The sequence below is a fragment of the Protofrankia coriariae genome (assembly GCF_001017755.1).
In the GTDB taxonomy this organism is placed as follows: Bacteria; Actinomycetota; Actinomycetes; order Frankiales; family Frankiaceae; genus Protofrankia; species Protofrankia coriariae.
Genome location: NZ_JWIO01000003.1, coordinates 15,580 through 27,531 on the forward strand (window position 1 = coordinate 15,580; position 11,952 = coordinate 27,531).

Sequence of the window (11,952 nt, forward strand, 5' to 3'; positions counted from 1 at the left end):
CCCGCCACGGCGGGCGCGGCGCCGGAGTGACCCACGGCCCTGGCCGGCCGGGCGGGGACTACCGCGCCGCGCCGGCCGGTGCGCGGAGCCGGTCAGGTGGTGGCTTTCGCCAGCGCGCCGGAGTCAGTGCGCGCGCCACCAGGGTCGGGGAGCACGCCGAGCTCGGCCAGCAGGGCCTCCCGCAGCGCCAGGAAGCCGGCGTCCGCCCGACCCCGGGCACCGGTGAGCTGGATGCGGTGCTCGGCGGCGATCTCCCCCGTCCGCATGACCAGCACCCGGTCGGCGAGGGCGATCGCCTCGTCGACGTCGTGGGTGACCAGCAGCACCGCCGGCCGGTGCCGGGCGACCAGCTCCCGGACAAGCTCGTGCATCTTGATCCTGGTCAGCGCGTCGAGGGCGGCGAACGGCTCGTCGAGCAGCAGCAGTTTCGGCTCGCGGACCAGCGCCCGGGCGAGGGCGACCCGCTGCGCCTCCCCACCGGAGAGGGTGATCGGCCACGCCTCGAGATGGCCGCTGAGGCCGACCTCCGCCAGCGCGGCGGCGGCCTTCTGCTACCCCTCGCCCCGCGGCAGCCCGATCGCGACGTTGCGCCAGACCCGCTCCCACGGCAGCAGCCGGTGCTCCTGGAACACCACCGCCCGCTGCGCCGGCACGTCGACCGTGCCGGCGTCGGGCTGGTCGAGGCCGGCGAGGGTACGCAACAAGGTGGTCTTGCCGCAGCCGCTCTTGCCCAGCAGAGCGACGAACTCACCGGCGGCGATGTCGACGTCGAGCCCGTCGATGACGACCTTGTCCTGATAGGCGCGGCGCAGACCGCGGACCCGGACGAGGGACGCTCCCCCGGCGGACGCGGCATCCGCGGTCTCCCGCGAGACGGTGGCGGGCTGGGATGTCATTACCTCGAGTTCCCTTCAACCAGGTGTTCGGCTGGGCCGGCGACCAGACCGTGGCGCGGGATCGCGCTCTGCGCCGCCGACGGCCGCTTCAGACGGTGGCCGCTTCAGACGGTGGCCGCTTCAGACGGTGGGATTGCTTCCGGCGGTGGCCGCGGCGACGACCGCGACCACCGCCGGATATGAGGACCTTCGTCAGATAAAGGACTGTTATCAGATAAAGGACCGTTGTCGGATGAGAACCGCCGTCGCGACGGCGGACGGCGCTACAGCTTGACGGCGTGGTCGGCGACGACGAGCTTGCCGGACAGCACCTTGTGGTCGGTCATCCAGTCCGCGCCGTACTGGAGCTTCTCGATCGCGTCGTCGTCGATCAGCTTGAGCTTTGTGACGACCCTGTTGGCCGTCAGCTTCTGCAGGACGCCGTCCGGGTAGTTGGCCGCGGCGGTCTGGATCCGCACCGTCTCCTCTATGTGGTTCGCCTGCCACTCGTACTCCGCCACGTAGGCATTGATCACCTTGCGGACGAGGTCGGGGTTCTTCTCGGCGTATTCCCGGCGGACCAGATAGGTACGGAAATCCAACTGCCGGGGCAGCTCGTCCTGGTCAACGAAGATGGGGACGGCGCCGTAGGCGACCTCGGCCTGCTCCCGCGGGCCGGACCAGATGGACCAGGCGTCGACCTTCCCCGTGGAGAACGCCGGTCCCGCGTCCGGCGGGTTCAGGTACACGAACTTCACCTGGTCCTTGGGGACGCCGTACTTCTCCAGGGCCGCCACCAGCAGGAACTCCCCGAGCCCAGCCTTGTTCACCGCGACCGACTTCCCTGCCAGGTCCTTCACCGAGCGGATTCCCGATTTCGGCAGAACGAGGATCGCGCTGCTCCGTGGCGACGTCTCGCCGAATCCGACATAGACCAGCGGGGAGCCGGCGAGAATGGCGGCGTCCGCCGGCGTGGAACTCCCCCCGAAGCTGAAGTCCGCGCTGCCTCCGGTGACCGCCTGCATGGTCGGGGCGTGGTTCGGGAAGGGGCCGAGCCACTGGACCGCGATGCCCTGCGCCCGCAGGTTCTTCTCCAGCTCGCCGCGTTCCTTCTCCGGCGACCCCGTCCCGAAGGTCAGCCGGACCGTGCTGGTGTTGCCGCCGCCGCTGCCGCTGTCGTCCGATCCGCAGGCGGCCAGCGGGACTGCCAGCCCGGCCGCGGCCGCGGTGGACAGAAAGGTCCGCCGGGACAGGCCGCGCCGGCCGATCACCATGTGCCGACTGGTGCCGGCACCGGCACCGGCACCACGGGCGGCGGTCGGAGTCCACAGGGAGTTCGCAGGAGACATCGGCTTTCCTTTACAGCACGAGGCCATTCAATGGCCGACAGTTGTATTGATTACCTGGCGCGACGATGCACGAAAACCGCACACGCGAGACAGCTATGACCAGAACAGGTGATATCGGATCAGGTGCTGTTGGAACAGATGGCCTGGCCGGAACGGCCCGGATACCTGGCGTCCGTGGACCGCGTGGGCCGCTGGCACGTCGAAAGAACAGCCGGCCGGCCGCGGTCAGGGAACGCCCCGGCGGCCGTGGTCAGCTCCGGGCGTTCGCGTAGTTCGGGTGCCAGGACAGCAGCCGGCGTTCGAGCACCCGGGCGGCCAGGTCGGAAAGAATCCCGATGGCCGCGTAGATCAGTATCGCCAGCACGATGACGTCGGTCCGCAGGAATTCACGCGCGTCCATCGCCATGAAACCGATGCCGGAGTCGGCGCCGACGGTTTCGGCGACCACCAGGGCGAGCCACGCGGTGGTGAGGGCCAGGCGGATGCCGTTGAGGATCGAGGGCAACGCGCCCGGCAGCACGATCCGGCGGATGAGCTGGCGCTGGGGCAGGCCGATGACCCGCCCGAGCTCGAGGAGCTTGGGATCCACCTGCCGGATGCCCAGCACGGTGTTGAGGTAGATCGGAGTGGCGACACCGAGCGCGACCAGGAAGACCTTGCCGGACTCGCCGACCCCGAACCACACGATCACCAGCGGCAGGATCGCCAGGAAGGGCACCGCGCGGATCATCTGGATCGGACGGTCGAGCACCGCGTCCGCGATCTTGGAGAAACCGACCGCGACACCCAGGGCGAGGCCGATCCCGCCGCCGATCACGAAGCCGGTCGCCGCCCGCCGCAGGCTGATCAGCGCGTCCTTCGGCAGCTGGCCGCTGGCGGTGAGCTCCCGGGCGGTGGACAGCACCTTCGTCGGCGCGGGCAGCACATGCGCGGAGATCATCCCGCTGCGGGCGAAGAGCTCCCAGATGACCAGCAGCACCAGCGGGCTGAGCCAGGAGATCAGCCGGTAGGGCACACCGATGCTCCGGCGTCGACGCAGGCGGCCCCCCTCCGGGCCACCGGTGTCGACGCCGGAGCCCGTCTCGGGCGTGGCGCCCGCCTCGGTAGCAGCCTCGGTAGCAGCCTCGGTAGCGGCGTCGGTCTCGGCCCGAGCAGCCGCGTTGGGCTCGACGTCGGTGCCGTCCCGCGGGACACGGGCCACGGGATGCGTCTGCACGGTCGTCTGGTCTGCCATTACTCTTCCTGGTCTCTCTACGGACAGTGACCGACAACGCCTGTCCGGAAACAGTTGTCACGGGTGGTCACCCGCCATGACGTGACATCCGGGGCGCGGCGGGCGGGCGCGGCGGGCGGGCCCGGCCGAGGCGGGCCGTCAGGGGCACGGCTGAAGCGGTACGGCTAACGGCTGGATGGCTGCCGGCGGTGGGGGACGGTGGACGTTCCGGCCGGAAACCGGCCACCGGTGGCCCAGGGAGGTGCGGGAATGCGCGGCCGTGGGATCCGCGGCGACGAGTGGCCGGCGGATCGACCCACCCGGCCCGAGCTAGGTTCGACAGGGCGAACAGCGACAGCTACACACCAATGCGTAGTCCACACACCGACGGCGAATCAGCGGTGTGCGCGGCGACATAACTGTGGACTTTCGAGGAAACAGCCAGTAACCGTCAAGATGATGAGAATATGGCAGAAATCATATTTCTCTACCTTGACGGTAGGAAAAGTTGCCAATCATTCCAGCGACAAACGGCGACCACAACCGAGCGTGCATGGCCGGAGACTGAAACGACCAGGAACGCTCGACGATGTGAATCCGATACCGCCGCGGGACGGCGGTTCCCCGTCACGAGACGGCGCTTCCCCGCCGCGGGACGGCAGCCGCGGGACACAGCGGTTCCCCGCCGGTGCCGGAATCCCCGCCGGCCCCCCGCCGTCCGGTACGGAGAATCGCGCGGGGACGCGGCAGGACGGGCGCCGAGAACGCCCCGCGTTCCCCTGTCGTCAGCCGATACCGGCGCCGGGATGACCGCTGGCGGGATGACAGCCGAGGAGATCGCCACCGAGGGGCTGACCGCTCCGGAGGCGGCCGGGCTGAAGATGGCCGGGCTGAAGATGGCCGGTCCGGTTGTACTCGGCCAGGCGCAGGCGCCCGGCGTCCGCCACCCAGCGGGTGACGGACGCGTTGGCGACCGAACCGCTCAGCGCCACCAGCTCGGTCTCGGTCAGGCCCTCGAGGACGAACCGGAGCATGATCACGACAGCGTCGTGCGCGGCGACGAGCACCCGGCGGCCGGCCTGCTCCCGGCAGACGTCCCGCAGGAAACTGCGCAGCCGCAGCGCCACGTCGGTGAGGGACTCGCCACCCGGCGGCCGGTAGTAGAGCTCACCGAGATGGGCCCGCCGTCGCACCTCGTCGGGGAACCGGGCCTGCCTGGCCGCCGAGGGCAGCCCGTTCAGCACACCCGTCTCGCGGTCCCGCAGCCGCTCGTCGAGGACGGGTGGGGGCACCGCCCGGCCGGCACGTGCCAGCTCGTCCCGCACGATGTCGGCGGTGTCCCGCGCCCGGACGTACGGCGAGGACTTGATGATCTGCGGGATGCGTTCCGGCGGCAGCGAGGCGAACCAGCGGCCGAGGTCGCCGGCCTGCTCCCGGCCGAGCGGCGACAGCGGGATGTCGGGATTCCGCTCGGTGATGCCGGCGTCCTGGCTGCCGGCGGCATCGGCCGCGGCGAGGGCCGCGTTGCCGGTACTCTGCCCGTGCCGCACCACGACGAGTTCCGCCGGCACACCCCACGCGATGGCATCATCCGTTGTCGCTATGTGCATGATCACAGAGTATCCGCGATACTCGAACCACGGCCGAACCACAGCCGCGACAATCGAGTCGTGATTCGTCCCGGAACCGGCCGGAACCCCGGGCGGGACGGACCCGATCCGTGCTGCCCTGAAACATGGGCAGGACGAAACCCGGACGATCACACGATCAGCGGAGGGCCGCTCGACGCAACGTCAACCGGAACGTCAGGCAGATGCGCGACACCACACCTGTAACGGCGCCGTGAAATCGAGATCACAGATGCTCATGCAATCGACAACGGGTAGACAGTACCGATGAGCACTTTCCGCGTGTGGGTGCCAGATGCCAAGACGGTGAGTGTAGCCACCAGCACGGACGGTCGCGAAACCGTTCACGAAATGATGACCGACGAGGGCGGCTGGTGGTGGGTCAACGTGCCCGCGGCCGGGCACGGCACCGACTACGCCTTCCTCGTCGACGGCGACGTCGACGAACTGCCCGACCCACGCTCGGCCTGGCAGCCCCATGGCGTCCACGGCCGCTCCCGCCTGGTCGACCACTCGTTGTTCCCCTGGTCCGACAGTGCCTGGCGGGGCATCACGCTCGCCGGCAGCGTCCTCTACGAGCTGCACATCGGCACGTTCACCCCGCAGGGCACCTTCGACGCGGCCATCGAACGGCTCGACCATCTCGTGGCGCTCGGGGTCGACGCGGTCGAACTGCTGCCCGTCAACGCCTTCGCCGGCCGGCACGGCTGGGGGTACGACGGCGTGGACCTCTTCGCCGTGCACGAGCCCTACGGCGGCCCGGACGGGCTCAAACGCTTCGTGGACGCGGCCCACAACCGGGGCATTGGCGTGATCATGGACGTGGTCTACAACCACCTCGGGCCGGACGGCAACTACCTGGCCCGGTTCGGCCCCTACTTCACCGACTCCCATGTCACGCCCTGGGGGCCCGCGGTCAACCTCGACGCGCCCGGTTCGGACGAGGTCCGGGCCTTCATCGTCGACAACGCGCTCGGCTGGCTGCGGCACTACCACTGCGACGGCCTGCGGCTGGACGCGGTGCACGCCTTCGCCGACAACCGGGCCGTCCACCTGCTGGAGGAGATCACCACGGCGGTGCACGGGCTCGCCGCCCAGCAGCGCCGGCCGCTGTTCGTCATCGCCGAGTCCGACCTGAACGACCCCCGGGTGGTCACCACCCGCGAAGCCGGCGGGTACNNNCCCGCGAAGCCGGCGGGTACGGCCTGGACGCGCAGTGGTGCGACGACGTCCACCACGCCCTGTGGGCGGCCCTGTCCGGCGAACGCCAGGGCTACTACAGCGACTTCGGCAGCCTCGCCACCCTCGCCAAGGCGATGGAGCACGCGTTCGTCCACGACGGGACGTACTCGACGTTCCGGGGGCGCTCCCACGGCCGGCCGGTGCCGAACCATCTGCCCGCCCACCGTTTCATCGTGTTCCTCCAGGACCACGACCAGGTCGGCAACCGGGCGATCGGCGACCGGGCGAGCGCGACGCTGAGCGCCGGCCTGCTCAGGGTCGGCGCCGCGCTGCTGCTGACCTCTCCGTTCACGCCGATGCTGTTCATGGGCGAGGAGTGGGGCGCGACCACGCCCTGGCAGTTCTTCAGCGACCACGACGCGCCGGGCCTGGCCGACGCCATCCGCAAGGGCCGCCGCGGCGAGTTCGCCGCGCACGGCTGGGGGCCCGACGAGATCCCCGACCCCCAGGACGAGGCGACGTTCGTCCGCTCCAGGCTCGACTGGTCGCAGCTCACCGCCCCCCGGCACGCCGGGCTGCTGCAGTGGTACCGGCGGCTGACCGCGCTGCGCAGGACCCTGCCCGACCTCACCGACCCCGCTCTGCCGTCGGTGCACTGCACCTTCGACGAGGACGCCCGGTGGTTCGTGCTGCGCCGTGGGCAGGTCGCCGTCGTGTGCAACCTGTCCGACCGGCGCCAGCCGGTGCCGGTCGAGGGAGTTCCCTTCGACATCCCGGCCGCCTCCGCCACCGGTTTCACCTTCATGCCAGGACGCATCGAACTGGACGCCGAATCAGTCGTGATCGCCCGGCTGCTCTGAACACGCCGGGACCCGTCCCGCCGGCCCGGCCCGGCCCGGCGGGATGGGTTTCCCGCAGGCTGTGCTTCCCGCACGCTGTGTTTCCCCGCACGCTGTGTTTCCCCACAGGCCGGGAAATCCGTCCCGCGGGCGGCATGAATCCGCGTGGGGACGCGCGCCTCGGTGCGCCACGCGAGCCGCGTGCACTCGTACCCGATCCGTACTGACGCACACTGACGCGCGCGAATCCGCGCCAATATGCGCCGGTCTGCGCGAATCCGCGTGCATGCACCAATATGCGCCGGTCCGCACCGGTTACCGCCGGTCCTGCTCCTCGGACCCGGACAGCACGAGATACAACAGCCCGAGGATGCAGACGGCCAGCACCAACACGACGACCAGCAGAATGACGTAGTCCGTCATCCGTCCCCATCTCCCTCCGGGTCGCCCTCGACACGACGGGCCGGCAACGACACGGACCCGGCCGTGGCCACCGCCCGGCTGTCGGTCGGCTCCCCGTGCGGCGGCGTCCGCCGATGTCCGTCGACAGCTGTCGGCGATGTCCACCGGCATTCGCCGACGGTACATCCACCGGCACACCTGGCCGGCCCGGTGCGCTCGACCAGTATGGCGGCAGAGGACAAGTGTCCCGCCACCGGTGCGACGGGACAACCACCGGGACGTGCCCGCCCGCGGGGCACGCGGCACCTACGCGAAACGTGGGACAGCAGGAATGGGGGACGTGCCCGCCCGCGGGAACGCGGTCAACCGCCCAGGCCCGGGCAGGACCGTCACGACGCTGCCCGCCGGCCGTTCTTCACGGCCGGCATCGGCTCGTCGAGGCAGGGCCCCGCCCGTAGGAACGGCCGGCCCGCGGCCAGGCCGCTCTACGCGGCCGGTCGGCCGCCGGTGCTCGCCGAGCCCTCCTGGACGACCATCTCGTCGGAGCCGCCGTCACGGGCGAGCGCGGACAGCCGCGACACCGCACGCTGGAACTTTTTGCGGTGCGGCCCGGCGAACATCTCCGGGGAGAACAGTTCGTCGAAGGGTCGGCCGGACGCCGCTACGGGCAGCGACCGGTCGTAGAGCCGGTCGGCGAGGACAACCAGCCGCAGCGCCACCGCCTGGTCGACCACCTGGGTCACCCCGTGCAGGCAGACCAGGCCGACATCGTCGACCAGCGCGCCGTAGCGGGACGGGTGCAGCTCGCCCAGGTGCGCACACAGGCTGGCGAAGTCGTCCTCGCTGGCGGTGGGGGTGGCCGCGGCGCGGCGGCTGACCTCCTGGTCGCCCAGGGGCATCGGGGGCTTCGGCAGGCCGCGGTGCCGGAAGTCCTCACCCTCGACTCGCAGGACGTGGAACTGCGCGGACAGCCCCTGGATCTCGCGCAGGAAGTCGTCGGCGCCGAACCGGCCGGCCCCGAGATCCTCCGGCTGGGTGTTGCTCGTCGCCGCCAGCCGGACACCGGCCTCCACCAGCCTGGTCAGCAGCGTGGAGACGAGGACGGTGTCGCCGGGGTCGTCCAGCTCGAACTCGTCGATGGCCAGCAGCCGCAGGCCGGCGAGCGCGTCCACCGTCCGGGCGAACCCGAGCGCGCCGACCAGGGAGGTGATCTCGACGAACGTCCCGTATGCCTTGGGCCCCGGCACGGCGTGCCACAGCGAGGCGAGCAGGTGGGTCTTGCCGACCCCGAAGCCGCCGTCGAGATAGACCCCGGGGCGGGTGGGGCCCGCNNNNCCGGCCCGCCGTGGCGGGTGCTGCGTCCACTGTTGTTACGGCGGCCGAAGCGCAGCAGGCCGCGCCCGCCGGCGGACTCCCCCGCCCGGCCGCCACCGGCGACCCGGCTGGCGAACTGGCCGAGCGCCACGACGGCGGCGGCCTGGCTCGGCTCGGCGGGATCCGGCCGATAGGTGTCGAAACGGACGTCGTTGAACCGCGGCGGTGGCAGCAGGGCCGCGACCAGATCGTCCGGGAGTACCTCAGGATGGCGGTCGACCAGACGTTCCGGCATTTTCTCACCCTACGAAAAAACACCGGGCTGATGTTGTCCCAAGAAGTGTCACGCGAGCGAGCTCACATCTTTTTCGCCCCGAACACTGTGACTTCCGATCTCCCGTGTCCGATCCGGTTGCTTTTCAGGAAGGCACAACGGACGGCGCCGGCCCGGACAACCCGGGAAGGCACGGCACAACCCAGGAAGGCGCGGCGGCCTGGCACACCCCATCGAGAATAGAGTTGTCGGAGTGCGCCACCTGTTGTCCGGCAATGCCGATGTTGTGGCCAGTACCCACGCGGTGGGCAGCGCCGATGCCGCGGGCAGTACCGATCTTGCGAATACTGTCGATCTTGCGGACGGTACCGGTGTCGTGGACGATGCCTGCGTTGCGAGCGGTACCGGCGTCGCGGCCAGTGCCGGAGCCGGCACCGCGGACGCCGTCGACCTGGACGTCTGCTACCGGTTGCCGCCGCTCGCAGCCGGGCAGGTGCACGTCCGGTCGAACTTCGTCTCCTCGATCGACGGGGCCACCGAGGTAGACGGCCGATCCGGTGCCCTGGGCGGGAGCGCCGACCGTCGGGTCTTCCGGCTGCTGCGGTGGCTCGCCGACGTCGTCCTCGTCGGCGCCGGCACCGCGGTCGCCGAGGACTACGGGCCGGTCGTCGTCCCGCCCGACCGGCGCGAACGGCGGGTCGCGGCCGGGCAGGACGCGGTCCCGCCGATCGCCGTCGTCTCCGCGGCCCTGCGGCTGGACCCGTCAGCCCGGCTGTTCGCCGCGCCGGTGCGTCCGCTGGTGCTGACCTGCGAGGCCGCGCCCCCCGCCCGGCGCAAGGCGCTCGCGGAGGTCGCCGACGTCCTGATCTGCGGTGAGCGGACGGTGGATCCAGCCGTGGCCCTGCGCGCCCTGGGCGAGCGGGGGCTGGGCCGTGTCCTGTGCGAGGGTGGGCCGGCCCTGCACTCCGACCTCGCGGACGCCGGCCTGCTCGACGAGCTGTGCCTGACCTTCGCCCCGTTGCTCGCCGGCCCCGACCATCTGCGGATGGTCCGCGGCCGGCGCTGGCAGGCCCCGCTGACGATGACACTCGGTCACGTCCTCGAGGAGGACGGCAACCTGTTCCTGCGCTATCTGCGCCGCTGACCAGCCGCACGGCCGTCACGGAACCGCCACGGAAGCGCCACGGAAGCGCCACGGCGGATCGTGCTCAGAGGAGCATGCCGGCGCCGACGGTGGCCCCGGTGGCCTCGTCGATGAGGATCACGCTGCCGGTCGCGCGGTTGCGCCGGTATGGGTCGAAGCACAGCGGCGTGGTCGTCCGCACCGTCACCCGGCCGATGTCGTTCAGCCGCAGCTCGGCGGCGGACTCGTCCCGGTGCAGGGTGTCGACGTCCACCCGGTAGGCGATATTCTTGATCACGCTACGGACGGACCGGGTGGTGTGCTTGATCGCGAGCCGGGCCCGGGGCCGCAGCGGCGCGTCCACCATCCAGCAGACCATCAGGTCGACGTCCTGGCCGACCGTCGGCCGGTTCGCCGGCCGGGCGATCATGTCCCCGCGGGAGACGTCCAGGTCGTCCTCGAGCCGGATCGTCACCGACATCGGCGGGAACGCCTCCGCCACCGGCCCGTCGTAGGTGTCGATCGCGGCGATGCGCGAGGTCAGCCCGGACGGCAGGACGATCACCTCGTCCCCCGGCCGCAGGACACCGCCGGCGACCTGGCCGGCGTAGCCGCGGTAGTCGTGCAGCTCGTCGGTGCGCGGCCGGACCACCCACTGCACCGGGAAGCGGACGTCGATGAGGTTGCGGTCGGAGGCGATGTGCAGCTCCTCCAGGTGGTGCAACAGCGAGGTGCCCTCGTACCAGGGGGTGTTCGGCGACCGGGAGACCAGGTTGTCCCCACCGAGCGCGGAGATCGGGATCGTCGCCACGTCGACGATCTCCAGCTTGGCGGCGAACGCCCGGAACTCGTCCTTGATCTTCTCGAACACGGCCTCGTCGAAACCGACCAGGTCCATCTTGTTCACGCACAGGACGAGATGCGGGACCCGCAGCAGCGACGCGAGAAAGGCGTGCCGCCGGGTCTGCTGGAGCACCCCCCTGCGGGCGTCGACCAGCAGCAACGCGAGGTCGGCGGTGGAGGCCCCGGTGACCATGTTGCGGGTGTACTGCACGTGGCCCGGGGTGTCGGCGAGGATGAACGACCGTTTCGGGGTGGCGAAGTAACGGTAGGCAACATCGATGGTGATGCCCTGCTCACGTTCGGCCCGCAGCCCGTCGGTGAGCAGCGCCAGGTCGACGTAGCCGTCCCCGCGTTCCCGGCTGGTGCGTTCCACCGCGGCCAGCTGGTCGGAGAACAGCGACTTGGTGTCGAACAGCAGTCGTCCGATCAGCGTGGACTTGCCGTCGTCGACAGAACCCGCGGTGGCGACCCGCAGCAGTTCCCTCATCACACCTCTCCAGCACGCGTCAGGGCACCCGCAGCCAGCACCCACGGCACATCCGTCACGGCCATCGGGACCGTCACGACCATCAGCAGCACAGACACAGCAGTACGGCCATCAGCAAGCACAGACATCGCAGGACCGGCCATCGCAGGGCCGGAAGAACCAGAACCGGCACGGCCATCAGCGGGCGGCCGTCAGAAGGCCATCAGAAATAGCCCTCCCGCTTGCGGTCCTCCATCGCCGCCTCGCTGACCCGGTCGTCGGCCCGGGTCGCGCCACGTTCGGTGATCCTGGTAGCCGCGACCTCGGCGATCACCTCGTCGATCGCCACCGCGCTCGACTCGATCGCACCCGTGCAGGACATGTCCCCCACCGTCCGGTAGCGGACCTGGCGGGAGAGCACCCGCTCCCCCGCCAGCGGCGGCG

The 11,952-nt window shown here is 70.7% G+C and carries 7 protein-coding genes and 2 pseudogenes (1 of these 9 only partly in view); 2 read left to right on the forward strand and 7 right to left on the reverse strand.

The window, feature by feature from the left end:
• Positions 1 to 92: 92 nt before the first annotated feature.
• The 4 genes and pseudogenes from FrCorBMG51_RS26075 to FrCorBMG51_RS02470 all read right to left on the reverse strand — a co-directional run bounded on the left by FrCorBMG51_RS26075 (position 93) and on the right by FrCorBMG51_RS02470 (position 5,047).
• Positions 93 to 896 (reverse strand): annotated as a pseudogene (locus FrCorBMG51_RS26075) (ABC transporter ATP-binding protein).
• A 263-nt stretch (positions 897 to 1,159) separates the two neighbouring features.
• Positions 1,160 to 2,224, reverse strand: coding sequence for an NrtA/SsuA/CpmA family ABC transporter substrate-binding protein (locus FrCorBMG51_RS02460; RefSeq protein ID WP_083730864.1), 1,065 nt, complete (start codon positions 2,222 to 2,224; stop codon positions 1,160 to 1,162).
• A 250-nt stretch (positions 2,225 to 2,474) separates the two neighbouring features.
• A complete protein-coding gene (locus FrCorBMG51_RS02465; RefSeq protein WP_235433251.1) occupies positions 2,475 to 3,458 on the reverse strand; it encodes an ABC transporter permease in 984 nt (327 codons plus the stop codon).
• A 764-nt stretch (positions 3,459 to 4,222) separates the two neighbouring features.
• Positions 4,223 to 5,047 (reverse strand): histidine phosphatase family protein, encoded by an 825-nt coding sequence (locus FrCorBMG51_RS02470; protein ID WP_086055224.1) that lies wholly within the window; start codon positions 5,045 to 5,047, stop codon positions 4,223 to 4,225.
• Between the two features lie 285 nt (positions 5,048 to 5,332).
• Here FrCorBMG51_RS02470 and treZ point away from each other — a divergent pair.
• A pseudogene (gene treZ / locus FrCorBMG51_RS02475) lies at positions 5,333 to 7,107 on the forward strand (malto-oligosyltrehalose trehalohydrolase).
• 866 nt (positions 7,108 to 7,973) lie between these two features.
• Here treZ and zapE read toward each other — a convergent pair.
• A complete protein-coding gene (zapE, locus tag FrCorBMG51_RS02480; RefSeq protein WP_268760520.1) occupies positions 7,974 to 8,759 on the reverse strand; it encodes a cell division protein ZapE in 786 nt (261 codons plus the stop codon).
• A gap of 582 nt (positions 8,760 to 9,341) precedes the next feature.
• On the opposite strand from zapE, the gene FrCorBMG51_RS02485 reads away from it, so the two are divergent.
• The gene (locus tag FrCorBMG51_RS02485; protein ID WP_235433252.1) at positions 9,342 to 10,220 is read left to right on the forward strand and encodes a pyrimidine reductase family protein; all 879 of its coding nucleotides are present in this window, start codon (positions 9,342 to 9,344) and stop codon (positions 10,218 to 10,220) included.
• Between the two features lie 64 nt (positions 10,221 to 10,284).
• Here the strand turns inward: FrCorBMG51_RS02485 and FrCorBMG51_RS02490 are convergent, their stop codons facing one another.
• Entirely contained in the window at positions 10,285 to 11,529 is a 1,245-nt protein-coding gene (locus FrCorBMG51_RS02490; RefSeq protein ID WP_047221522.1) for a sulfate adenylyltransferase subunit 1, read from the reverse strand.
• A gap of 202 nt (positions 11,530 to 11,731) precedes the next feature.
• On the reverse strand, positions 11,732 to 11,952 hold the end of the coding sequence (gene cysD / locus FrCorBMG51_RS02495; protein WP_047221523.1) for a sulfate adenylyltransferase subunit CysD. It continues 721 nt past the right edge of the window; the window shows 221 of its 942 coding nt (coding positions 722–942); the start codon falls outside the window, past its right edge; its stop codon occupies positions 11,732 to 11,734.